Below are 23,558 nucleotides of genomic sequence, written 5' to 3'. Positions count from 1 at the left end.
GGAAGGAAGGGAGTAAAATGGAAAAAAATTTTACTAAGGATGGACTGATTCTTTTAAATAAAAGTAAGGGGGTAAGTTCGTTTGGGGCAATAAATCATTTGAAAAAAGTGATAAAGGCTAAAAAAGTAGGACATGCTGGAACCCTTGACCCAATGGCTGAGGGACTTATGATTGTTATGATTAACGAAGCTACAAAATTTTCTGATAATTTGATGAAAAAAGACAAGGAATATTATGTAGAAATGGAGCTTGGATACAAAACAGACACTTACGACCTGGAAGGGACAGTTATTGCAAAATATGATTCTGAAATTAATATAAGTGATTCTGAAATAATACAGGCTGTAAATAGTTTCAAAGGCAAGATAAAGCAAGTTCCGCCGATGTATTCCGCAATAAAGATTGAAGGACAGAAACTTTATGATCTGGCAAGAAAAGGGATCGAAGTGGAAAGAGCCGAAAGGAATGTAGAAATATCAGAAATTAGAGAAATAAAGGTAATGCGTCCAGATAAAAATTCAGAAAATGCTCAAAATATTAAAATTTCATTTTATGCAAAAGTCAGCAGTGGAACCTATATCCGTTCATTAGTTTACGATATTGGAGAAAAATTAGGAGTTTTTGCCACAATGACAAGACTTGTGAGAACTAAAATTGGAAGATTTGAGATTGAAGATGCGATTACTTTGGAAAAGGCTAAAGCTGAAATTGATAAATTGAAGAATCTTATGGAAGGAAAAACAGAAAATGAGTCTTTCTGGGCTACAAAAAGTGATTCAGATACAAGGGCTGAAAAAATTCGGGAAATTGTTTGTTTTGTAGAAATAGAGTATGTGCTGGACTATTACGGAATAAATGTTTCAAATGTGAAGTATGGAAAGCTAAAAAATGGGATGACAGTAATTGACACGTTTAAAAAATTTGAAAATATAAGCAAAGAAGCCAGTAAAGGGGCAAATGTAAGAGAAAATCAGAAATTTAAGATATATGTGAGAAATAAGAACACAAATGTAAGAGAATTTAAGGGAATTGTGAAAATTGTAAGTATTCGGGGGGATAGGATTTATTTAAAAAGGGATAAATATTTTTTGTAATGTTCAGAACTGAGAAGTGGTGATAATAATATATGAAGAAGTCAAATAAATATGTATTTGATATTGAAGTTTTTCCAAATTATTTTTGTGTTGTGTTAAAAAAATTAAATGATGATAAAATCCTGATTATTGACTCAGATAATTTTAACCGTCAGAAAAAACTTTTTTACGATATAGTTTCTAAAAATGTGCTAATTTCCTATGCAGGACACGGATTTGATGATATTGTAATTAATAATCTTTTAAAATATAGAAATACAAATGTAAACAGGAAAAAATTAAATAATGAATTAAAAATAATAAGGAACATGCCAAAGGATGAGTATAAGAATGAAAATCATGAGTTTTACTCGTATGACTTGGCGTATGAATATAATTTGAATCTAGGTGTAAAAGGATTTGAGTTTAATTGTGGGGATAATATTGAGGAACAGGATTTTGCCAATTTTAATTACGTAATTAAAAAAAATATATATGATGAAATTGTGGATAAAGTGATTGACTATTGCCTGCAGGATGTACTAGCAACAGAAAAAATGTACAATTTTATAATAAAAGAAAAAAGTAACTGGGATGAAAAGGAAAATCTTTTGAATATAATTACAAATGGAAGTTACAGTAACAATATGAAGCTTAAAAAGAAAATAAAATATTTAAATTATAATAATGATAAATTAATAACTTTGCTTTTACATGGTGAAACTTCTTCTTCCAGTCAGCCAAAAATAAATTATTCAGTTAAAATGAAAATGAATGACTATAATAATTATTTGCAGGAAAAAGTGTACAAATTATCAATAAAAAAAGACTATTTATACGAATGGCTCATTGACAATAAACTTTTTTCTGGAAAAGATAAAAAAATAATAAAGAAGATACCAGAAGAACTTTTATTAAAGTCTTCATTTTCAAAAGATATACTAAATAGATACAGGACAAGTATTGTAAAACGGATAAAAAGAGTTTTTGCAAAAGAAAATATAGATGTAATTGCAACATCAGAAAATAATATTTTTATAACAAATGTAAATGATGAAATTTTAAATAAAATAAAAATTCAAATAAATGAGAAGTATAACAATATTTTTGATATAACTGATGTAGATAATTTTTTGAAAAATAAAAATTCCATTTTGTATAAAATAAAGGATAAAGTAAAGGGAACAAATGAATATCGCTACAATAAGCTGATTATGCCAAAAAATCATATATGGATAGCAGAAGTGCTTAAATTATATTTTTGGGAAAAAAAAGATGTGATGACGGCTGTAGAGGAAATTTTTATAAAAAATCCAGATATATTTTTTATGTATGCATCGGTTTACGAAGATATTTACGCTTGTGATAAAAACGGACAAATGATGTTTGAAAGCAAGGAAGTCCTTGATAAATTTAGAAAATACCGATTATATTTTGCTACAACTGGAATGAACAAAGTAGTTATTCAAAAACAAGAAAAATATTATGAAAAATACGGATTTGGTGATATAAACAGTAGTCTTTATAAAGTAAAAAAGGTCAAAACGAGTGTAGATGAATTTGATAATTATGCTGATATTGATTTGAACAGTTATGTGGATTATGCCAAAAATTATATAGAAAAAAATTTTTAGTGAAATTTGCATACATCCGTTGAGTATGATATAATAAAAAACACAATATTTAGACTAGGAGAAATATGAGAATTTTGGGGATAGATCCTGGTACAGCGATAGTGGGATATGCCATTGTAGATTATGAAAATGGAAAATATACGCCACTTGATTATGGCTGTATTTTTACGGATAAAGATGAAGATATGCCAATAAGGTTAGAAAAAATTTATGATGGATTGGAAAATATAATAAAATTATGGAAACCGACTGATATGGCTATCGAGGACTTATTTTTCTTTAAAAATCAAAAAACAGTAATAAAAGTTGGACAGGCTCGTGGAGTCATAACTTTAGTAGGGCAGAAAAATAAGTTGAATTTATACAGTTACACTCCGCTTCAAGTAAAAATGGGAATCGCAAGTTATGGTAGAGCTGAAAAAAAACAAATTCAGGAAATGGTAAAATTAATATTAAAATTGGAAGAAATTCCAAAGCCTGATGATGCCGCAGATGCACTTGCCATAGCAATTACCCACATTAATTCAAAAATAGGATTTGGTGGTTTTGATAGAGGAGATAACATTACCAAAAAATTAAATAAAATCACTTCTAATCGAATAAAACTAGAAGATTACAAAAAATTGATGAAATAAATAGATTTGTATGGTAAAATAAACTTAAATAGAAAGAATGGTAGATAAAATGAACATAGTTCTATTAAATCCAGAAATTCACGTAAATACAGGAAATATAGGAAGAACTTGCGTCTTAACAAACACAAAATTACATTTAATAAAACCCCTCGGTTTTGAACTGGATGATAAGAAAATAAAGCGTGCAGGATTGGATTACTGGAAAGACGTACAGCTTTTTGTATGGGAAAACTGGGAACACTTCTGGCAGGAAAACATCGAAAACAGTAATGCAAAAATCTATTTTGCAACAACAAAAACAAAACAAAGGTACACAGATGTAAAATTTAATGACAGCGATTATATAATGTTTGGGCCTGAATCACGTGGAATACCAGAAGAAATATTAAATAAATATAAGGAAAATAATATTACAATCCCAATGCTTCCGCTTGGACGTTCGCTGAATTTGTCAAATGCTGTGGCGATTGTGCTGTTTGAGGCTTTAAGACAGAATAATTTTGAATATTAATTTAAGTCTTATAAAATTAAAATAGGTAAGAAAAATAGAATTGGAGAGAAAATGAAACAATATCTGGATATGGTTAAGTATGTACTTGACAATGGAATAAAAAAGGAAAACAGAACAGGAGTTGATACAATTTCTACTTTTGCTTATTCATATAAAGTAGATTTAAGCGAGGGTTATCCCCTTTTGACAACAAAAAAAATGTATTTTAACTCGATGTTGCACGAGCTGTTCTGGTATTTATCAGGAGAAGAGCATATTAAAAACTTACGAAAAAAGACGAAAATATGGGATGCTTGGGCGGATGAGGAAGGAAGACTCGAAACAGCTTATGGAAGATTCTGGAGAAGGTATCCAGTGCCTGAAATTTCGTTAGATGGAGAAGTTTTTGCTGATGAAAATAATCCTTGGGTAACTAGAGAAGAAAATGGGCAGCTTGTATTTGACCAGATTCAGTATATTATTGACACTTTGAAGGAAATGAAAACAAATCCTAATCACAAAAATGGAAGAAGAATGATAGTTTTGGCTTGGAATCCAGGAAATGCAACAATCAGTAAATTACCGCCATGTCATTATACTTTTGCGTTTAATGTTCTTGGGAATAAACTTAACTGTCATTTAACACAAAGAAGCGGAGATATTGCACTAGGAATACCGTTTAATCTAGCTTGTTACTCATTGCTTACAATGATGATTGCAAAAGAATGTGGATATGAAGTTGGAGAATTTGCTCATACAATAATTGATGCTCATATTTATGAAAATCATATTGAAGGGCTAAAGGAGCAACTGACAAGAGAACCGTTAAAACTTGCCAAAATTAATATTGCAGATAAGCCATTTAATGAATTGACATTCGAGGATATTACGTTAGAAAATTATGAAAGCCATCCTGTAATTAAATTTGAAGTTGCAGTTTAATCCAAAAATTTATACTAAAACTTCTTTAAAACCTAAGTGGAAATCAAATTAAATTCTTATTTGGATTTTAGAGTAGTTTTAGTATAAAAAATAAGATACAGCAGAAAGGTGATGTTTATGTTTAGCTTAATAGTCGCTGTTGGGAAAAATAATGAAATTGGGAAAAATAATCAGCTTTTGTGGCATATTCCTAAAGATTTGAAAAACTTTAAGAAAATAACGACAGGAAAGACGGTTATTATGGGAAGAAATACTTATAAAAGTATAGGTAGAGCTTTACCAAACCGAACAAATATAGTTTTATCTAGGAATTTTTTGGAAACGGATGAGAAATTTAAAGAAGATAGAAAAAAATATGAAAACGAAACTACTAAGCTGGAATTTTATGACGATTTTCAAAAAGTTATTGAAAAGTATAAAGATTTTACAGAAGAAATTTTTATTATTGGCGGAGGGGAGATTTACAAAAAATTTCTTGAAATGGGAATTATAAAAAGGATTTATATGAGCCATATTGATTTTTCTGATACTGAGGCAGATGCTTATTTTCCAGAAATAGAGTTGGATAAATGGGTAACTTTGACAGAAGAAAACTATGATGGCTGGAAATTTTGCATTTATGAAAAAATTAATGTATAAAAATTATAAACAAATGGAAATCTGAAAAGGAGAAAATATGTCTAGGCTTAAATTTACGAAGGAAGTAGTGATTGAGGCGGGATATGAATTGATGAAAAAAGAGGGGTTTCAAAATATTAGTGTCAGGAAAATTGCTAATTACTTAAAATGTTCAACAGCACCGATTTATTTTAATTTTAGTACAGTTGATGAATTAAAGGAAGAAATTATAAATGTGTGTAAAGAGAAATTAAAAAAATATTTATATGGAAATTATTCTGAAAGAAAAATATTGAGTGGTGCGATTGGTTTTGCAATTTTTGCAAGAGAAGAAAAGGAATTATTCAGGACAATTTTTTTAGATACAACAGAAAGATTTGAAAAACTTTATGAAGAAACGTTAAATGAACTTTTGACAAAACAAAATTTATTGGAAAGTTTTCCAGCGTTGGAGGAAGAAGAAGCCAAAAAAGCTGTAAATAAAATATGGTACTTTTTATTTGGTTATGCAACTTTGCTTTGTACAAGACTTGATGATAATTATAGAAAAAATGAAACTAACGAAGTGATAGAAAGTAAAATTTCAGAAATAGCAAAACATTTTAAAATGCAAATATAAAAATGTTATTTTAAATAAGCTTTAAACAAATTTTCAAGAATCTAAAAATATAAGAAAAGTTATGATTATTTTACTTAATATTAAACTATTAATTTATTAAGGGATTTGAGGATAATTTAAAAATAATGGGAGAAAAAATGAATAAATATAAATTTTTAGGTGCAATTCTTCACATTGTATATAGAATACTTAGTTTTATGACAAGAAAGGAATATTTTTATGCGGATGGAGTAGAAATGAATAGTCCAAATATTATCGTTTTCTGGCATAGAAAAATTTTTACAGTGTGTAACGCCACCAGAATTATTAAGAAAAAAGCTTCTATTGTAAGTGCGTCAAAAGATGGTGAGATATTGGCTGAACTTCTTAAAAGAGAGTGCAATGAGCTTATTCGAGGATCCTCGAATAGAGATAACATAAAAAGTTTAAAAGAAGCTATGAAATACGCTAAAAAAGATTATACACTTGGAATTGCGATAGACGGACCAAGAGGACCTATTTTTGAGCCTAAGGCAGGGGCAATTTTTATAGCACAGAAAACAGGAATGCCAATCGTTCCAGTTAGTTCTTATTGCAGTAAAAAGTGGATTTTTAAGAATATGTGGGACAAACTTGAAATACCTGTTCCATTTTCTAGATGTGTTCATTATGTTGCAGAGCCATTTTACTTAACAAAGGAAACAACTTTAGAAGAGTCAATAAAATTAGTAAAAGAAAAAATACATCAGGCTGGAAATAAGGCATTTGAAATTTACAATAAAAAATACAATAAAAACAAAAATGTTGACTTTAAAGAAGAAAGTTTTACATAAATAATAACTTTAAAAATATAAAACTACAGACATAAATATTATAAAATCAGAAGGAGGAAAAAAAATGTCAAAACCATTTTACATAACAACGCCAATTTATTATCCTAATGCCGCACCGCACGTAGGAACAGCTTACACAACTATAATATGTGATGTTGTATCCAGATACAAAAGGTTAACTGGGAAAGAAGTTGGCTTTATGACTGGAGTCGATGAACATGGACAGAAAATTCAGGAAGCAGCTGAAAAAAATGGATTTACACCACAGCAATGGGTAGATAAAATGTCTCTTAATTTCACAACTTTATGGGAAAAGTTAAATATTTCAAATACAGATTTTTTAAGAACGACGCAGGAAAGACATTTAAAAACTGTAAGAGAAATAATAAAAAGAGTGCATGACAAGGGGGATATTTACAGAGGAGAGTATGTTGGTAAATATAGTGTTTCTGAAGAAACTTTTGTTCCTGAAAATCAGCTTGTTGATGGAAAATATATGGGAAAAGAAGTTATTGATGTAAAAGAAACTTCGTATTTTTTTAAATTATCCAAATATGAAAATGCGTTATTGGAACATATTGAAAAAAATTCTGATTTTATAAAGCCAGAAGGAAAGAAAAATGAAGTAATTGCCTTTATAAAGCAAGGGCTTCAAGATTTATCAATTTCAAGAACTACATTTGATTGGGGAATACCATTAGACCTGGAAGAAGGACATATAATTTATGTATGGTTTGACGCTTTGAATATATATCTGACAGGAGCAGGATTTTCAAATGATACAGAGCAGTTTGATAAATTCTGGACTAATGGAACTGTAAATCATGTTGTTGGGAAGGATATTTTGAGATTTCATGCTATAATCTGGCCTGCGATGCTTATGTCAGCTGGAATAAAGTTGCCTGATACGATTGCAGCACATGGTTGGTGGACTGTGGAAGGTGAAAAAATGTCAAAATCACTTGGAAATGTTGTTAATCCAGAGGAAGAAGTTGAAAAATACGGACTTGACGCTTTTAGGTACTATCTGATGAGAGAGGCGACTTTTGGACAGGATGCTGATTATTCTAAAAAAGCGATGGTTCAGAGAATAAATGCCGATTTGGCAAACGACTTGGGAAATTTACTTAATAGAACGATTGGAATGCAAAAGAAATATTTTAACTCAGAAGTTGTGTTAAATGAAGTTGAAGAAAGTTTTGATATTGAAGTTAAGGAATTGTGGCAAAGTACATTGACTGATTTAGATAAACATATAAATAATTATCAATTTTCTGAAGGACTAAAAGACATTTGGAAATTTATTTCAAGGATGAATAAATATATTGATGAGTGTGAGCCTTGGAAACTTTCAAAGGATGAAAGCCGAAAGGACAGGCTATCAACTGTTATGTACAACTTAGTCGATTCACTTTACAAAATTGCAGTGCTGATTTCGCCATTTATGCCAGAAACTGCACAAAAAATGATAAATCAGCTAGGACTTGACAAGGATGTGACAAAATTACATCTGGACGACATAAAAGAATGGAAAAGCTATCCTACTGGAAATAAATTGAATGAAGCAGTTCCATTGTTCCCAAGAATTGAGCTGGAAGAAGAGCCTAAAAAAGACTACAATGAAAACTTGAAAATTGAAAATCCAATTACAATAGATGATTTTAATAAAATTGAAATAAAAGTTGTTCAAATTGAAAAAGTAGAGAAAATTGAAAATGCAGATAAATTGTTAAAATTCATTGTAAATACAGGGAAAGAGAAGAGACAGATTATTTCTGGGATCGCAAAATGGTATCCAAATGAGCAGGAATTAGTCGGAAAAAAAGCACAGGCTGTATTAAATCTAAATCCAGTTGAGTTAAAAGGTGAATTGTCACAAGGAATGCTTTTAACAACTACAGAAAAGAAAAAAACAAAATTGGTAGTTATAAATGATGAGGTAAAAATTGGAACAACTGTAAAATAAACAGTTTGAGTATGAATCTGAATTTGTAAACTAAAAAAAGAACAAAAAAGCGGGGGGAACAATTTTTAAACGAATAGGACATGTGATAAAAATATGAAAAAATGGATAAATATATTATTTGTGTTATTGCTTTCAGTATCTTGCTCAAAAACTGATACAGGTTATGATGCACTTGAAAAAAGTCTTATTGGAATTTTAGAAAAAAAAGACTACGAACATATAATGAAAAATATGAATGAATCAGCAAAATTAGGAAATGAAGATATTTACGGACTTGCCTACACTTATCTTGCTGAAAATGGAACAATGTTTTTTAATAGATATATGAAAAAAAGCAAAGGGATTGCCGAATATTATCAGGCACTTTTATTGCAGCAGACTAACGGAGATGAGACTCAAATTCTAGATTTACTCGAAAGTGCAACAAAGCAGGGGAATATAAAAGCGTATTATATGATTGGAAATATTTACGAAAATAAACTGGAGTTTACAAAAGCACAGGAATATTTAAAAAAAGGTAAAGATGCTGGAGAAATTTATGCTCTTTATTCTTATGAATATAATAAAAATATGATGAATTTTTATAAACGTATAGAAGAATTAAATAAAAAGTTAAATGAGGGAACGATTTCGACGGAAGAAAAAAAGGAACTAGGAACATTAGTTTTAGAAAAAGTTTCAAATCCTGAAAAAGCATACGACATCCTAAAAGATTTTCTGTCTGAAAATTATTCACCAGCACTTTATGCAAAAGCAAAACTTTTGGAAAATGACGATAAGGAAGAAGAAGCAGTACAAATTTATAATCAGGTATTTTCACAAAATAAATATTATTTAGCAGCATTTGAGCTAGCATCTAGGCTTGTAAAAGGCGAAAAGAACTATGATCTGGCATTAAAAATACTAGATGATACAAATTCTGATGAAGTTCTTATTTTAGGGTATAAAGGATTTATTTATGAAAATTTAAAAGATTTTACAAAAGCCGAAGAATTTTACCAGAGAGCTGCAAATAAAAACGACATTGATTCAATGAACTATCTGGGACGTTTATACGAAACTCAAAAGGAAATAAAAAAAGCTAGAAATATTTACAATAAGGCATATTCGCTGGGTTCAATTTCTGCAGGTTATAAACTTGCTTATATCTTGGAAGATATGGAAACAAGTAAGAATCCTGCAAAAGCTGAAGAAGTAGGAATAAAACAAAGTAAAGAAGCAAAAAAAATACTTGAAAGACTTGCAAATAGCGGTGATGATTATTCAATGGTTGATTTAAGTCTTTACTATCCTGAAACTGATAAAATGGTAAGAATTTTGAATTTAAAAGCTGCTGCAAAGCTTAATACGACAGCTTTTTATAATTTGGGAGTTTATTATTATAACAAAAAGAACAAGCAGAAATCAAAATTCTATTTCAAAGTTGCAAAGGAAAATGGCTATGATATTGGAGAAATTTTTGATGCTTATTTAACAAATTAAAAAATAGATTCAGAAGTTATTTCAATATTATCTTTTAGCTTAGGTAAATTATAGGAAATTCTAATAAATATAGTGTATACTTGTATAGTAAAATGTTGTTTTGAACAACAAAAAATAAATTAAGGAGAAAAAATGAAAAAAATAATTGTAATGATGTCTTTGCTTCTACTATTTGTAGTATCTTGTGGAAGTTCAAAGGAATTTAGTATTGATGTGGATGGAAAAGGAAAAGTACCTAATTTTGAATTAAAGGACTTAAATGGTAAAACAATTGATAGTGGAAAAATACTGAATAATGGTAAAAAAACATTATTCATTGTAGCGGCTGAATGGTGTCCTCATTGTAAAGAAGAAATGCCAGAAGTACAAAAATTTTATGATGCAAATAAAGATAAAGTAAATGTTGTAGTCGTGTTCACAAATAATCAATCAAGCCTTGGAAAGGTTCAAACTTATGTAAAAAATAATCAATATACATTCCCAATATATTATGATGAAAGTGGTGCAATTGCAAGAGGATTTAATGTTACAGGATTTCCATTTAATGTAAAAATAAATAATGAAAAAGTTGAGGAAACTCTTGAGTTACCTGTAGATTTTGATTCATTAACAGCTAGTTTTGCAAAATAAATTCTTTACAAAAAAAGAAATATGTGATAGAATAACACTTGAATTTATACTATGAATATAAGTTTGCCGCTATATTCTTGGTTTAAATAATAATTATTAGGAGGAAATACAATGGCATTAAAACCAAAAAAAGAAATTATTGAAGCATTCGGTAAGAACGCACAAGATACAGGATCTGCTGAAGTCCAAGTAGCATTGATTACAGACAGAATCAACCATTTAACAGCTCACTTGAAAACACATCCTAAAGATGTACACTCAAGAGTAGGATTATTAAAAATGGTTGGTAAAAGAAGAAGATTATTAAACTACATTAAAAATAGAAACGTAGACGATTACAGAGAATTAATCGGAAAACTAGGAATCAGAAAATAGTAATTAAGATAAAAGAGCGTATTTTATGTATGCTCTTTTTTTGAAAATAAATTTTAAGGAGTTTAAAAATAAAATGGAATATAAAGTAAGTGAGAAAATAACAGGATTTTTTGTTGTTTTATTAAAAAAAGTTTTGTCAATTTTTTCTCTTAAAATGAGATATAAAATTTTTGAAAATTTTGGAATAATTGCCTATTATGCTATAAAAAAACGACGATTACTTGCTATAGATAATATAAAAAATGCTTTTCCTGAAAAAAATGAGAAAGAAATAGAAAGAATTGCGAAAGAATCCTATAAAACAATGGGAAAAATGATTATGACTTCCATTTTTTTGGAGGAAATTACACAGAATGGCAATACAGTTGTGGAAAATGATGAGATTATGAAACAGGCTTGTGAGAATAATGAAAAGGCTGTATTAATAGTGTCACTTCACTTAGGTGGATTTGAAGCTGGAAGTAAGATGAGAAATATTAGAAAGTTTTATGCAGTATTTAGAAATCAGAAAAATAGAAAAATCAATGATTTGATGACCAAATGGCGTGAAAAAGGAGGGCTTAATTCATTACCATTACATGATAGTGATGCACTAAGAAGTGCAATAAATGAAAAATCGATCATTGCACTGGCTTCAGATCACTATGGAAAAGATGTGAATGTAACTTTTTTTGGAAGAGAAACGACTGGTGTAGCAGGACCTGTGTTACTTTCAATTAAACATAAGATACCCATAGTATTAGCTTATGCTATATTTGATGGAGATGTAATTCATGTCAAGAATAAAAAAATTATTGAAATTGAAAAACAAGCAAAATTGAAGGAAACAATGCAGTATAATATGCAAAAAATTTATCATGAATTTGAAGAAATCATTAGAGAATATCCAGAGCAGTATATGTGGCAGCATAATAGATGGAGAAATAAGAAAAAATAAAGCGAAAAAAAGCAAAAATTTTATTTTTTCTAACTTGAATATGTGGAAAAATTGTGATAAAATTAAATGACGAAGTTTTTGGAGGAAAATATGAAAAAATATTTATGTCTATTTATTTTGTTAATTCTTACAAGCTGTACTAGTTTAACTGCTTCTACTAACAAAATGTCTCGTGCAGAAACAAATGTTATTAGTACTGAGATAATGAAAGTTACTGAAGATTTGAAAGAAGCTGCCAGCTTAAATGAATATGATAAATTAAAAGAAATTTTTTTACCTACATTTAAAAATAATATTATTGTAAAAAAAATGCAAGAATACGATCTTTCGGGATTGACATTTGTTTTTTCTGATGTAAATGTCGTATCAAATAATAAGGCAAATAGCCTGATGGTAATTAATTTTGCAACAGAAAGTAATTATTATAAATTAACTTGGAAGAAAACAGATGGTAATACTTGGAAGATTTCAAATGTAGCTGAAAAAAAATAAGAAGGGAGAAAAATGCACATATCAATAACTATTCTGTTGATTGTTATTTTTTCTTTTTTGACTTTTTTTATAGCTTATTTTTTTGGAAGTTCAATATTTAAGAAAAAATATGGAGAACTAAGCGAACTGGAATTAAAAATCATTGATGCTAAAAGAAGACTTGAGACATCAAAAAAAGAAGTTGAAAGAGAAATTGAATCGTTTAGGAAAGAAGAAACATTAAAGGTAAAAGAAGAATTATTAAATGAGAAAAAAATAGCAGATGACGAGATAAAAAAAATGAAATCAGAACTTGCTACAAAAGAAGAAAGAATTGCAAAAAAAGAAGAAACATTAGAAACGAAAATGGAACGTCTAGAAGAGAAAGAAGCAAAAGCAGAAAAATATCGTGAAAAATTATCTCGCAAAGAAAAAGAATTAGACGAAATGATTGCAAATGAAGAAAAAGAACTTGAAAGAATTTCTGAACTTACTCAGGAAGATGCTAGAAAAATCATTTTAACTAAACTTGAAAATGAGCTGGATCATGATAAAGCTGTATTAATAAGAGACTATGAATATAATCTTGATAGAGAAAAAGATAGAATTTCTAAAAGAATTATTTCTACTGCAATTGGTAAGGCAGCATCGGATTATGTGGTTGATTCAACAATTTCTGTTATTCAACTTCCAAGTGAGGAAATGAAAGGTAGAATCATTGGACGTGAAGGGCGAAATATTAGAGCCATAGAAGCAGCAACAGGAGTTGACTTAATAATTGATGATACACCTGAAGCAGTTGTTTTATCATCATTTGATGGTGTTAGAAGAGAAGTTGCAAGAATCGCACTTGAAAAACTGATTTCAGATGGACGTATTCACCCAACAAAAATAGAGGAAGTTGTAGCAAAAGCACAGCATGAAGTAGATGAAAGTATATTGGATGCAGCAGAACAGGCAATTCTTGAAGTTGGAATTCCAACATTGCCACGTGAAGTATTAAAAGTATTTGGGCGTTTAAAATTCAGAACATCTTTTGGACAAAATATTTTACAACATTCAATAGAAGTTGCACATATAGCGGCAGCTCTTGCAGCAGAAATAGGAGCAAATGTAGATATAGCCAAAAGAGCAGCATTACTGCATGATATTGGAAAAGCTTTTTCACACGAGCAGGAAGGATCTCACGCCTTAAATGGTGGAGAATTTTTAAGAAAATTTTCAAAAGAAAGTGAAATTGTAATAAATGCTGTAGAAGCTCACCATAATGAAGTTGAGCAGTTAAGCATAGAAGCTGTGTTAGTACAAGCAGCTGATTCGATTTCAGCATCAAGACCAGGAGCAAGACGTGAAACATTATCAAATTATTTAAAACGTTTAGAACAATTGGAAGAAATTGCTAATAGTCATGAAGGAATTGAAAGTTCGTATGCAATTCAGGCTGGTAGGGAACTAAGATTAATTGTTCATCCAGATAATATTGATGATGATAAAGCTACGATACTTGCTAGAGATGTAGCAAAAGAAATAGAAGAGAAAATGCAATATCCAGGACAGATAAAAGTTACTGTTATTAGGGAAACTAGAGCTGTGGAATATGCAAAATAAATAAAAACTAATTAAAAAGAGAGCTTATCCGTTAAAAATATCTTTGAGATAATTTTTATTCTGGGGGCTCTTTTTATAATAAAATAAACTTTAAATTGAAAAATTAAAATATAGAAAAAATAAATTAAGAAAAACTATAAAAAAATGATAATATGTAGTATAATAAATATTAGATAAATTTGAGACGCAAAGGGATGATTTTACATGAAATTTTTAATAATTGGTGATATTGTCGGTAAACCAGGCAGAACTACATTGTTTAAATACTTGGAAAAACGAAGACAGAATTATGACTTTATCATTGTAAATGGAGAAAATTCAGCTGGTGGATTTGGAATAAATGTAAAGATTGCAAAGGAAATGTTTGGGCGAGGAGCAGATGTTATCACTCTTGGAAATCACAGCTGGGATAAAAGGGAAATTTACGCTTATATCAATGAGCAAAGAAATCTGATTAGACCAATAAATTATACGAAGGAAGCACCAGGAAACGGTTATACAATTGTTCAAAAAAATGGAGTGAAAGTGGCAGTTATAAATGCACAATGCAAAGTATTCATGCCTCCGATTGCTTGCCCATTTTTGGCAGTAGAGGAAGTTTTACCGAAGATTAAGGAAGAAACAGATATTATTATTCTTGATTTTCATGGAGAAGCTACTTCAGAAAAGCAGGCAATGGGTTGGAACTTGTCTGGAAAAGTGTCGGCAGTGTACGGAACACACACACATACACAGACAGCAGATGAGAGAATTTTACCTGGAGGAACTGCCTATATTTCAGATATAGGGATGACTGGAGGACATGATGGTATTCTGGGAATGAACAGAAGGGAAAGTATACAAAGATTTAAGGATGGAATGCCAACAAGATACTCTGTATGTGAAGAAAATTTAAGAATTAATGGTATTGAACTGGAAGTAAATGAAAAGACTGGCAAGGCAGTATCAATTAAACGTTTAAATATGGGATATGACGAAATATAAAAAAGGAAAATAAAAAAATGAAATGGATAAAAGTAAAAGTAGATTATTTTTCAGATAATTTAGAAGAAACGAAGACAAAATTAGTAAATATGTTTGATGAAATTGGAATTAAACAGATAGAAGTTATTGATTATTTTTCTGAAAATGTACTTGATTATAATGCTAATTTCTCTCTAAAAAATGAGGTTTGGAGTATTATTGGATACATTGTTGACAATAGATTTGCAAATACAAAATTAAATATTATTTTTAATAATTTAAACGAATTTCAGAACTCAGATGCAGAGTTTATGTATGAAATTTATACAGCTAAATGTAATGACGAAGACTGGCAAGATGAGTGGAAAAAATATTTTCACACTGTAAACATAACTGACAATATTGTTATAAAACCAAGTTGGGATAAGTATGAACCAGAAAATAATGAAATTGTAATTGAAATTGATCCAGGTCTTGCTTTTGGGACAGGTACACATGAAACGACATCTTTGTGTGTGGAGTTTTTGGAAAAATATTGCAAAAGTAAAAAGAAATTACTGGATATAGGGTGTGGCTCAGGTATTTTAATGTTAATTGGGAAAAAATTAGGTGTGAACAAAGTTGTTGGAATTGATATTGATGAAAAAGTTAGAGATGTGGTTTTGGAAAATTTTTCTAAAAATGATATAAATGATAATTTTGAAGTGATAATTGGAAATTTGGTAGATGATGTAAGTGAAAAATATGATTTAGTTGTGTCAAATATTTTGGTGGATGTTTTGGAAAAATTGCTTGAAGATATAGAAAAAACTCTAGAAAAAGGTGCAACTGTTATTTTTTCTGGAATTTTGAGCGAAAAAGAAGAGACATTTGTGAAAAAGGCTGGGAATTATAATTTAGAACAAATTGACAGAAAAGAAAAAAATAACTGGGTGTCACTTGTTTTTAAATATAAAAACTAATTGATTTAAAGTTGAAAAATCTCGTTATTTTTGTGAAATAGTCAAAATTTTCAATTTTAAAATAATTAAAATGTAAAAATAGAAAATGGAATAAAAATAATAAAATAGAAAGTAGGAAAATATGATAATTGCTATTGATGGTCCTGCTGGAAGCGGAAAAAGTACCATCGCAAAATTGATTGCAGAGGATCTGGGACTTGTTTATCTTGATACAGGGGCAATGTATAGGCTTGTTACGTTAAAGGCTTTAAATGATGGGATTTTGGGTAATTTAGACAAAATTATAAAAATGCTGGATAATTTGAACATTGACATTAAGGAAAATGGCTTTTATCTGGATGATATTGATGTGAGTGAGGAAATTAGAAAGCCTGTTGTTTCGGAAAATGTATCTGATATTGCGGTGATACGTGAGGTTCGTGAGAAAATGGTGGATTTACAGAGAAAATTTTCAGAATCAAAAAATGTTATTCTGGATGGACGCGATATTGGGACAGTTGTTTTTCCAAATGCAGATGTAAAAATATTTTTGGTGGCAGATGCGAAGGAAAGATCAAATAGACGATACAAGGAACTTGTTGCAAAAGGCGAAAATGTTAGAATTGAAGAAATTTATGAAAATATTTTGAAAAGGGACGAAATTGACTCTACAAGAAAAGAAAGTCCATTAAAAAAAGCGGATAACGCAATTGAAGTGGATACAACTTCTAAAAATATTGAGGAAGTAAAAAATGAAATTTTGAATATAGTAAGAAAAAAAATTAACAATATTGAAGTTAAAAAATAACATCAATTTTTAGTTTTAAATTATATTTTAAGTAAATAATTTTAGAAAATTAATTATTCGAATACTTAATTTGTATTTTTATAAAAATTATTATACGATAATATAAATTTAATTCAAAAACGAAAACTTATTTTATCCATATATATAATTTTTTTAAGTATAAAAATTAGCATAATTTACATTTTTTTTAAATTAGAAAATCCATAGAAATGTAAAAAAATAGAAAAAAATGAAAAATTTTAAAAAAAACACTAGACAAATATTTAAAATAGTGTATAATAGTCTAGTAATTTGCAAGAAGAAAAAAATTGGAGGTTTGATTAATATGTCAAAAAAAGAATTTGTAGATGCTTACGCAAAAGCAACTGGAGAAACTAAAAAAAGATCTGAAGAATTGGTAAACCAATTTTTAGAAACAGTTGAAAAAACTTTATTAAACGGAGATTCAGTTCAATTTGTTGGATGGGGAACATTCGAAGTAAAGAAAAGAGCAGCAAGAACAGGAATTAATCCACAAACTAAAAAAGAAATTAAAATACCTGCAAAAAAAGTTGTTAAGTTTAAAGTAGGTAAAAAATTAGCTGACAGCGTAGCAGAAGGAAAATAATTTTTACTTCACAAACTAATGGAAAGGCTATTTCTAAATGAAAAATCATTAAGAGATAGTCTTTTTGCATAAAATATAAAATTTACAGATAGGAAAAATATGATTTTATATAATTTATTAAGAGTTTTGTTATATTTTATAATAATGATTTTATCAATTTTCAATAAAAAACTATTAAATTTTTTTAAAACACGTCTGTTTCAGAAAATGGGAAATAACAATTTCCTAAACAATAATGAAAAAGCAATACTTGTTCATTTCTCATCAGTTGGAGAATTTAATTTATCAAAAGAATTAATTGAAAAAATATTACAAGCCAGGAAAGGTGAGAAAAATCAAAAGGTGATACTTTCTGTTATGACGGATACTGGATTTTCTGCAGTTAGTAAAATATATTCTGAAGATAAAAATGTAAAAATATTTTATTTTCCACTTGATGATTTTTTTGCAATGAAAAAAATTTATAAAAAATATAAAATAGAAAAAACAATAGTTGTGGAAACTGAAATTTGGCCAAATTTGTATTATTTTGCTCAAAAAAATGGTCAATTATTTATCGTAAATGGAAGGCTGACTGAAAAGAAATTGAAGTCGTATTTAAAATTTGGATGGCTTATAAGAAAAACATTAAATTGTGCTACGAAAATAATGGTCCAAAGTATTCCAGACAAGGAAAGATATGAAAGGCTGGGAATTGATAAAAATAAAATTAAAGTTTACAAGAATTTAAAATATTCAATTAAATATAATAAAATTTCTAACGAACAGAAAAAATATTATTTGGATACAATTATAGATAAAAATAAGAAAGTAATCGTGTGTGGAAGTACGCGTCCTAATGAGGAAAAAATCTGGCTTGAGGTCTTTAAGATGATAAATATTGATAATGAATATCAATTAGTGCTAGTTCCTAGACATCTGGAGAGACTTGGCGAAATTGAGAATATTATTTTGGAAAAGTTTTCAAAAGATGATTATTCATTAATTACACAAATTGAAAAAGAAAAAATAAATTTTAAAACTCAAGATTGGAAAAAAATAATTGTAGTTGATAAAATGGGAGTCTTGACAGATTTTTATCAGCTAGCAGATTTTGTTTTTGTTGGCGGGACACTTGTTGACATTGGAGGGCATTCTATTCTAGAGCCGTTGTATTATGGGAAAAAGCCAATTATTGGTGAATATTTTCAGAATATAGAAGAAATAGTAAAAGACGCCAAAGAACTAGGATTTGTGGAAATTGTAAAAAATAAGGATGAAATTATTGAATATTTGAAAAAATCTGAAAATATTGACACAAGAGAGTTTTTTGAAAAAAATAATGAAATTGATAAAATATTGAACGAAATATATTAGTTAAATTGCAAAAAAAAATTTAAAAATTATAAAAATAAAAGTTTAAGGAAAGTAATTAAAAAATGGAAAATAAAATTAAAGTTATAGGAAAAAATGGACAAAAAATTGAAATAACAGAAGCTGAAAAGGAAAAGAGAGAAAATATAAAAAAAGTAAATGATGAATTCAAAAAAATAAATGCAGAAAAAAGCAAAATTATAAATGAACAGGAAATTTGGAAATATTTTTTTGAAAAGCCAAAAAAAAATTATAACAAATATATGTGTGAAATGCTTGAATTTCCTGAGTATTTGATGTACAATAATACAGATGTAGATAAATATTGTGGAAAATGGAATGAATTTTTTGGAAATAATAATGATATTTATCTTGAAATTGGCTGTGGAAGTGGTAATTTTACTGTACAGAATGCAGAGAAATTTAAAGATAGAAACTATATTGCATTAGAATTACGATTTAAACGGCTTGTTCTTGGAGCAAAAAAGTCTAAAAAAAGAAAGTTAAAAAATATTCTTTTTGTCAGAAAAAGAGGAGAAACGATACTAGATTTTGTTGGTAAAAATGAAATTTCGGGTGTATATATTAATTTCCCTGATCCTTGGGAAGGTGAAGAGAAAAAAAGAGTTATAAATGAGGAATTATTTTCTAAATTAGATGTTATTTTAAAAATAGACGGAAAGTTATTTTTTAAAACAGATCACGAAAAGTATTATGAGGATGTTTTGGAATTAGTAAAAACACTTGAAAATTATGAAATTGTTTACCATACACGTGATTTACATAATTCAGAGAAAGTAAATGAGAATATTAAAACAGAATTCGAACAAATGTTTTTGAGTAAACATAATATGAATATTAAATATATTGAAATAAAAAAAATTAAATAATAAATATTGAAAGGAGAGATAATAAGAAAATGGTTTGAAAAACAGAAATAGAAAACTGTACCTCAAATTATTCTTATTGTAAAAATTATGGAAAATAAAAATACATATAACGAACTGCTTTACAAATCTAATCCATTTAATTATACTATTCCAGCGTTACTAGAAGCATATGGACGTTTATATGGATTGACGCCAAAAGATTCAAGAAAAGCGAGGGTTTTGGAATTAGGATCATCATTTGGTGGAAATATTATAACACAAGCACTTTATAATCCAGAATCTGAATATATTGGTATTGATTTGACGGCAGAACAAGTAAAAAAAGGAAATGAAGTAATTGAAAAAATTGGTTTGAAAAATGTAAAATTAATTGAAAAAAACATTTTAGACATAAATGAAGAGTTTGGGAAATTTGATTATATTATTGTTCATGGTGTATTTTCTTGGGTTCCTGAAAATGTAAAGGAAAAAATTCTGAAAATATGTAATGAAAATCTTACAGAAGAAGGAATTGCATATATTTCTTACAATACATATCCTGGATGGAAAGAACCTGATAAAATACGTGAAATGATGCTTTATGCAAATAAATATTTTCCAGAAGTTGCACTTGGAGATAAAAATCAACGTGGAAAAGCATTTATTTCAATTGTAGCAGATCAGATGAAAAGTTATAACGACATCTCTGAAAAAAAAGGAGATTTTATTAGACAAATTGAAGAAATTCTAAATATGCAAGATTATTATGTGGCTCATGAATATCTTGAAGATTTTAACAAGCCAATGTATTTACATGAATTTGTGGATTTAGTAAGAAAAGAAAATTTGGAATATATATCAGATGTTGCGTTAAGACTCTCAATCGCAAGTGTTTATAATGATAGTACAGTCCAAAAACTTCAACAACTTTCACAAGGAGATCATGTTATAAAAGAGCAATGTCTTGACTATATACTTGATACTAAATTTAGAAGATCTTTAATTTGTAAAAAAAGCCAAGCGGAAAAACTTAACTTTACTGAAAGTTTTCCAAACGAGATATTAGATTCATTTCTCTTTACACTAAAATATTCAGAAGAAGAATTAACGACAGTAAATGAAGAAAACATAAAAGCTATAATGTTAGAATTAGTAAAAAAACCTAATAAAACTTTTACAGTGCAAGATGGAATGACAATATGGAAAAATTTAAAAACACAAGATAAAAGTGAAAAAAATAAAGAAAAAGAAAATGAAATTATTGCAAACTTAAGAAAATTTATTTTGAACAGTATGATTAATGGTAAAATAAAATTTTATTGTTCTGAAAATGAAACTGTGCTTTATGAAGAAAACAAGGTCTATATAACAGAAACATTTAGAAATTACTTGAGGACTCTTATTGTTGGAGAAGGAGTCAATATAGTTGGAATAGCAAATTCTAGAAATGAAATTATAAGTGATTTAAACGATGTTGATGTAATAGTTGCTGATATTTTATCAGAGCCAAAACCAGAATCAGAAATTTTGAAAGAATTATCAAAAACACCTATTTATCGAACGACAATGGATGGGGAAAAAACAGAAATAGAGGCTTCAGAATATTTACCTGAAAGTATAAAGAAACTTGAATTTATAGGATATTTTACAAAAAAATAAAATAATAAGATGTGATAAGTGTAAATAATGCTTGTCACATTTTTTATTTACAAAATGTAGTATTTGATATATTTTTTACATTATTGAAATTATTATATTTTTTCATAGACAGAATAAAAAAAACGTGATATAATAAAAAGCCTGTGAAAAATTTAAGTGATTTCATTGAATATTCAAATTATACTCAAAATTCTTTAACTTATACTGTATATAAGCTTTTTTAAATCATAAATAACAGTATTTAGTGATAATTTTTGAGTTTGATTTTAAAATGGATTTAATCTAGAACTAAAAAGGAGAAACTATGAAGGAATTACAAAAATTTTTAGAATGGGATAATACAATTAAGTTTTTGAAAACAAATCTTTTTAAGCTATTTATAATTTATCTAATTATAAAAATAGGAAAAGTATTTAAAAATAGAGTTGAAAAAATACTAAAAATTATATTAGAGAAAGCGAATACGGACAAAAGTCTTGCTTCTTTTTTGATTTCAATTTATTCTATTTTGTATTATTTTATTTTAATTTATGTTTCAATAGGAATTCTTGGTATAAATGCAACTTCTATTACGACTTTTTTAGGAGCAACTGGAATTGTCTTAGGGATTGCATTTAAAGAAACTTTAGGGAATTTCTGCGGTGGACTTATAATTTTGACATTTAAGCCATTTAAGGTGGGAGATACAATCGAATATAACAATTATCTTGGTACAGTAAAGAAAATTGAATTGTTTTATACAAAAATGTTAAATCCACAAAATGAACTTGTAATTATACCCAACGGAATAATTACAAATACTGAAATCAGAAATATTAAGCAAAATGGAGAACGTAGACTGGATTTGAGAATCGGAGTTTCCTACAACAGTGATATTCAAAAAGTAAAAAAAATTTTAGAACGAATTATTAAGACGGAAACAATGAACGAGATTCAGGAAACTGAGAGCAGAAAAAACTTATTAATCAAATTACAAAATAGTATATTAGAAACAAAGGAAAAGACTAAAATAAATCTTTTTTCAACAATTTTTTCAAGAAAAAAAATGCAAGAAGCTGAAAAAGAAGCAAGTAAAAATTCTAATGATCAAGTTGATGATGAAATGGAAGATTTAGAAAGTACAGTAATAGGACAAAATGTTTATAACAATGATGAAAAATTGATTTTAGCTTCAAAAAAACCAGTAATAGGTGTTGGAGAATTGGGAGAATCAGCCATAATTTTTTATGTATATGTTTACACAAGAAGTGAAAATTATTTAACATTAAAATTGAAATTAAACGAAATAATAAAAATTGAATTTGATAAAGAGGGTATTAAAATACCGTATCCGCAAATGGATGTACACGTGATTAAATAAAATATTGATTTATAAAAAAAATTACAGATAACTAAGGAGAGACCATGGAGATAAGAAGGTTTTTGAATGACAATGCAGCACAAAGTAACTGTTATGTGATTTCTTATGAAAATGACTGTTATATTGTAGATCCTGGGGAAGAAAAAATGACACAAGTTATTGACTATATCAAGGAGAATAGCTTAAATTTATTGGCAATTCTTTTAACTCATGGACATTGGGATCACATTCTAGGAATCCCTTCTGTATTGGAGTATAAGAAAGTTCCAATTTATATAAGTGAAGGTGGGTATGAATTTTTGTTTAATCCTGAATTGTCGCTATTGGCATGGAGGGAAGGAGAATTTGAGTTAAGCAGTGATGCTCAGATTATAACTTTGAAGGAGAATGATAAATTAGGTAAAAATGGGAAAGTAACTGAAGAAAATGTTAACAATGGACTTTTTAATTTTGAGATAATTGAAACTCCAGGGCATAGTAGAGGGGATATTTGCTATTATGATAAAGTTAACAAAGTGTTAATTTCTGGAGATACAATGTTTGCTGGAACTTATGGGAGAGTAGATTTACCTACAAGTGATCCAATTCAAATGGGAAAATCATTAAAAAAATTATTAGCATTAGATGAAGATGTTAAGGTTTATCCTGGTCATTCTTTTGATACTACAATTGGTGTAGAAAAAAGATACTATTAAATCTAAAGATA

At 28.3% G+C, this 23,558-nt stretch carries 24 protein-coding genes; all 24 read left to right on the top strand.

What is annotated here, in order from left to right:
* Positions 1–17 precede the first annotated feature (17 nt).
* The 24 genes from truB to BQ5344_RS09690 all read left to right on the top strand — a co-directional run bounded on the left by truB (position 18) and on the right by BQ5344_RS09690 (position 23,547).
* A complete protein-coding gene (gene truB / locus BQ5344_RS09805) occupies positions 18–1,094 on the top strand; it encodes a tRNA pseudouridine(55) synthase TruB (protein ID WP_071125158.1) in 1,077 nt (358 codons plus the stop codon).
* A gap of 32 nt (positions 1,095–1,126) precedes the next feature.
* Complete coding sequence (locus BQ5344_RS09800; RefSeq protein WP_071125157.1) at positions 1,127–2,707, top strand: hypothetical protein; 1,581 nt, start codon at positions 1,127–1,129, stop codon at positions 2,705–2,707.
* 65 nt (positions 2,708–2,772) lie between these two features.
* Entirely contained in the window at positions 2,773–3,342 is a 570-nt protein-coding gene (ruvC, locus tag BQ5344_RS09795) for a crossover junction endodeoxyribonuclease RuvC (RefSeq protein WP_021769389.1), read from the top strand.
* Positions 3,343–3,391: 49 nt separating this feature from the next.
* Positions 3,392–3,853 carry a tRNA (cytidine(34)-2'-O)-methyltransferase gene (locus BQ5344_RS09790; protein WP_071125156.1) on the top strand — a complete coding sequence of 154 codons (462 nt, stop codon included), beginning with the start codon at positions 3,392–3,394 and terminating at the stop codon, positions 3,851–3,853.
* A 51-nt stretch (positions 3,854–3,904) separates the two neighbouring features.
* Positions 3,905–4,774, top strand: coding sequence for a thymidylate synthase (thyA, locus tag BQ5344_RS09785; protein ID WP_071125155.1), 870 nt, complete (start codon positions 3,905–3,907; stop codon positions 4,772–4,774).
* A gap of 117 nt (positions 4,775–4,891) precedes the next feature.
* On the top strand, positions 4,892–5,413 hold the full coding sequence (locus tag BQ5344_RS09780; protein WP_071125154.1) for a dihydrofolate reductase: 522 nt from the start codon (positions 4,892–4,894) through the stop codon (positions 5,411–5,413).
* A gap of 37 nt (positions 5,414–5,450) precedes the next feature.
* On the top strand, positions 5,451–6,011 hold the full coding sequence (locus BQ5344_RS09775) for a TetR/AcrR family transcriptional regulator (protein WP_021769393.1): 561 nt from the start codon (positions 5,451–5,453) through the stop codon (positions 6,009–6,011).
* Positions 6,012–6,148: 137 nt separating this feature from the next.
* Positions 6,149–6,823, top strand: coding sequence for a lysophospholipid acyltransferase family protein (locus BQ5344_RS09770; protein ID WP_071125539.1), 675 nt, complete (start codon positions 6,149–6,151; stop codon positions 6,821–6,823).
* A gap of 64 nt (positions 6,824–6,887) precedes the next feature.
* Positions 6,888–8,789 (top strand): methionine--tRNA ligase, encoded by a 1,902-nt coding sequence (metG, locus tag BQ5344_RS09765; RefSeq protein WP_071125153.1) that lies wholly within the window; start codon positions 6,888–6,890, stop codon positions 8,787–8,789.
* Positions 8,790–8,882: 93 nt separating this feature from the next.
* Positions 8,883–10,271, top strand: a complete 1,389-nt coding sequence (locus BQ5344_RS09760; RefSeq protein ID WP_071125152.1) for a tetratricopeptide repeat protein — start codon at positions 8,883–8,885, stop codon at positions 10,269–10,271.
* Between the two features lie 132 nt (positions 10,272–10,403).
* On the top strand, positions 10,404–10,901 hold the full coding sequence (locus BQ5344_RS09755; protein WP_021769397.1) for a TlpA family protein disulfide reductase: 498 nt from the start codon (positions 10,404–10,406) through the stop codon (positions 10,899–10,901).
* 111 nt (positions 10,902–11,012) lie between these two features.
* Positions 11,013–11,276, top strand: a complete 264-nt coding sequence (gene rpsO / locus BQ5344_RS09750; protein ID WP_021769398.1) for a 30S ribosomal protein S15 — start codon at positions 11,013–11,015, stop codon at positions 11,274–11,276.
* Positions 11,277–11,349: 73 nt separating this feature from the next.
* Complete coding sequence (locus BQ5344_RS09745; protein WP_036071063.1) at positions 11,350–12,213, top strand: lysophospholipid acyltransferase family protein; 864 nt, start codon at positions 11,350–11,352, stop codon at positions 12,211–12,213.
* Positions 12,214–12,303: 90 nt separating this feature from the next.
* Entirely contained in the window at positions 12,304–12,705 is a 402-nt protein-coding gene (locus BQ5344_RS09740) for a hypothetical protein (RefSeq protein ID WP_036071057.1), read from the top strand.
* A gap of 12 nt (positions 12,706–12,717) precedes the next feature.
* Entirely contained in the window at positions 12,718–14,292 is a 1,575-nt protein-coding gene (gene rny, locus BQ5344_RS09735; RefSeq protein WP_021769401.1) for a ribonuclease Y, read from the top strand.
* A gap of 204 nt (positions 14,293–14,496) precedes the next feature.
* Positions 14,497–15,276, top strand: a complete 780-nt coding sequence (locus tag BQ5344_RS09730) for a TIGR00282 family metallophosphoesterase (protein ID WP_071125151.1) — start codon at positions 14,497–14,499, stop codon at positions 15,274–15,276.
* 17 nt (positions 15,277–15,293) lie between these two features.
* Entirely contained in the window at positions 15,294–16,217 is a 924-nt protein-coding gene (gene prmA / locus BQ5344_RS09725; protein WP_071125150.1) for a 50S ribosomal protein L11 methyltransferase, read from the top strand.
* A 121-nt stretch (positions 16,218–16,338) separates the two neighbouring features.
* On the top strand, positions 16,339–17,004 hold the full coding sequence (gene cmk, locus BQ5344_RS09720) for a (d)CMP kinase (RefSeq protein ID WP_071125149.1): 666 nt from the start codon (positions 16,339–16,341) through the stop codon (positions 17,002–17,004).
* 325 nt (positions 17,005–17,329) lie between these two features.
* Positions 17,330–17,611, top strand: a complete 282-nt coding sequence (locus tag BQ5344_RS09715; RefSeq protein WP_071125148.1) for an HU family DNA-binding protein — start codon at positions 17,330–17,332, stop codon at positions 17,609–17,611.
* Positions 17,612–17,710: 99 nt separating this feature from the next.
* On the top strand, positions 17,711–18,967 hold the full coding sequence (locus BQ5344_RS09710) for a 3-deoxy-D-manno-octulosonic acid transferase (protein WP_071125147.1): 1,257 nt from the start codon (positions 17,711–17,713) through the stop codon (positions 18,965–18,967).
* 62 nt (positions 18,968–19,029) lie between these two features.
* The gene (gene trmB, locus BQ5344_RS09705) at positions 19,030–19,854 is read left to right on the top strand and encodes a tRNA (guanosine(46)-N7)-methyltransferase TrmB (RefSeq protein ID WP_083378239.1); all 825 of its coding nucleotides are present in this window, start codon (positions 19,030–19,032) and stop codon (positions 19,852–19,854) included.
* An 87-nt stretch (positions 19,855–19,941) separates the two neighbouring features.
* Positions 19,942–21,492 carry a methyltransferase regulatory domain-containing protein gene (locus tag BQ5344_RS09700; protein WP_071125146.1) on the top strand — a complete coding sequence of 517 codons (1,551 nt, stop codon included), beginning with the start codon at positions 19,942–19,944 and terminating at the stop codon, positions 21,490–21,492.
* A gap of 304 nt (positions 21,493–21,796) precedes the next feature.
* Entirely contained in the window at positions 21,797–22,852 is a 1,056-nt protein-coding gene (locus BQ5344_RS09695; protein WP_071125145.1) for a mechanosensitive ion channel family protein, read from the top strand.
* Between the two features lie 44 nt (positions 22,853–22,896).
* Entirely contained in the window at positions 22,897–23,547 is a 651-nt protein-coding gene (locus BQ5344_RS09690) for an MBL fold metallo-hydrolase (RefSeq protein WP_071125144.1), read from the top strand.
* The last annotated feature ends 11 nt before the right edge of the window (positions 23,548–23,558 follow it).

This window comes from Leptotrichia massiliensis (assembly GCF_900104625.1).
GTDB lineage: Bacteria > Fusobacteriota > Fusobacteriia > Fusobacteriales > Leptotrichiaceae > Leptotrichia > Leptotrichia massiliensis.
Note: the sequence above shows the minus strand (reverse complement) of the source record. Positions and strands in the feature narration are given on the sequence as shown.

Bases quoted from the DNA above. Each gene is read 5' to 3' on its own strand.
- BQ5344_RS09770 (WP_071125539.1), top strand. From the start codon at position 6,149: ATGAATAAATATAAATTTTTAGGTGCAATTCTTCACATTGTATATAGA.
- cmk (WP_071125149.1), top strand. From the start codon at position 16,339: ATGATAATTGCTATTGATGGTCCTGCTGGAAGCGGAAAAAGTACCATC.
- prmA (WP_071125150.1), top strand. From the start codon at position 15,294: ATGAAATGGATAAAAGTAAAAGTAGATTATTTTTCAGATAATTTAGAA.
- truB (WP_071125158.1), top strand. From the start codon at position 18: ATGGAAAAAAATTTTACTAAGGATGGACTGATTCTTTTAAATAAAAGT.
- BQ5344_RS09710 (WP_071125147.1), top strand. From the start codon at position 17,711: ATGATTTTATATAATTTATTAAGAGTTTTGTTATATTTTATAATAATG.
- BQ5344_RS09780 (WP_071125154.1), top strand. From the start codon at position 4,892: ATGTTTAGCTTAATAGTCGCTGTTGGGAAAAATAATGAAATTGGGAAA.
- BQ5344_RS09775 (WP_021769393.1), top strand. From the start codon at position 5,451: ATGTCTAGGCTTAAATTTACGAAGGAAGTAGTGATTGAGGCGGGATAT.
- BQ5344_RS09730 (WP_071125151.1), top strand. From the start codon at position 14,497: ATGAAATTTTTAATAATTGGTGATATTGTCGGTAAACCAGGCAGAACT.
- ruvC (WP_021769389.1), top strand. From the start codon at position 2,773: ATGAGAATTTTGGGGATAGATCCTGGTACAGCGATAGTGGGATATGCC.
- rpsO (WP_021769398.1), top strand. From the start codon at position 11,013: ATGGCATTAAAACCAAAAAAAGAAATTATTGAAGCATTCGGTAAGAAC.
- rny (WP_021769401.1), top strand. From the start codon at position 12,718: ATGCACATATCAATAACTATTCTGTTGATTGTTATTTTTTCTTTTTTG.
- thyA (WP_071125155.1), top strand. From the start codon at position 3,905: ATGAAACAATATCTGGATATGGTTAAGTATGTACTTGACAATGGAATA.
- BQ5344_RS09745 (WP_036071063.1), top strand. From the start codon at position 11,350: ATGGAATATAAAGTAAGTGAGAAAATAACAGGATTTTTTGTTGTTTTA.
- BQ5344_RS09740 (WP_036071057.1), top strand. From the start codon at position 12,304: ATGAAAAAATATTTATGTCTATTTATTTTGTTAATTCTTACAAGCTGT.
- BQ5344_RS09800 (WP_071125157.1), top strand. From the start codon at position 1,127: ATGAAGAAGTCAAATAAATATGTATTTGATATTGAAGTTTTTCCAAAT.
- BQ5344_RS09695 (WP_071125145.1), top strand. From the start codon at position 21,797: ATGAAGGAATTACAAAAATTTTTAGAATGGGATAATACAATTAAGTTT.
- BQ5344_RS09790 (WP_071125156.1), top strand. From the start codon at position 3,392: ATGAACATAGTTCTATTAAATCCAGAAATTCACGTAAATACAGGAAAT.
- trmB (WP_083378239.1), top strand. From the start codon at position 19,030: ATGGAAAATAAAATTAAAGTTATAGGAAAAAATGGACAAAAAATTGAA.
- BQ5344_RS09700 (WP_071125146.1), top strand. From the start codon at position 19,942: ATGGAAAATAAAAATACATATAACGAACTGCTTTACAAATCTAATCCA.
- metG (WP_071125153.1), top strand. From the start codon at position 6,888: ATGTCAAAACCATTTTACATAACAACGCCAATTTATTATCCTAATGCC.
- BQ5344_RS09760 (WP_071125152.1), top strand. From the start codon at position 8,883: ATGAAAAAATGGATAAATATATTATTTGTGTTATTGCTTTCAGTATCT.
- BQ5344_RS09715 (WP_071125148.1), top strand. From the start codon at position 17,330: ATGTCAAAAAAAGAATTTGTAGATGCTTACGCAAAAGCAACTGGAGAA.
- BQ5344_RS09755 (WP_021769397.1), top strand. From the start codon at position 10,404: ATGAAAAAAATAATTGTAATGATGTCTTTGCTTCTACTATTTGTAGTA.
- BQ5344_RS09690 (WP_071125144.1), top strand. From the start codon at position 22,897: ATGGAGATAAGAAGGTTTTTGAATGACAATGCAGCACAAAGTAACTGT.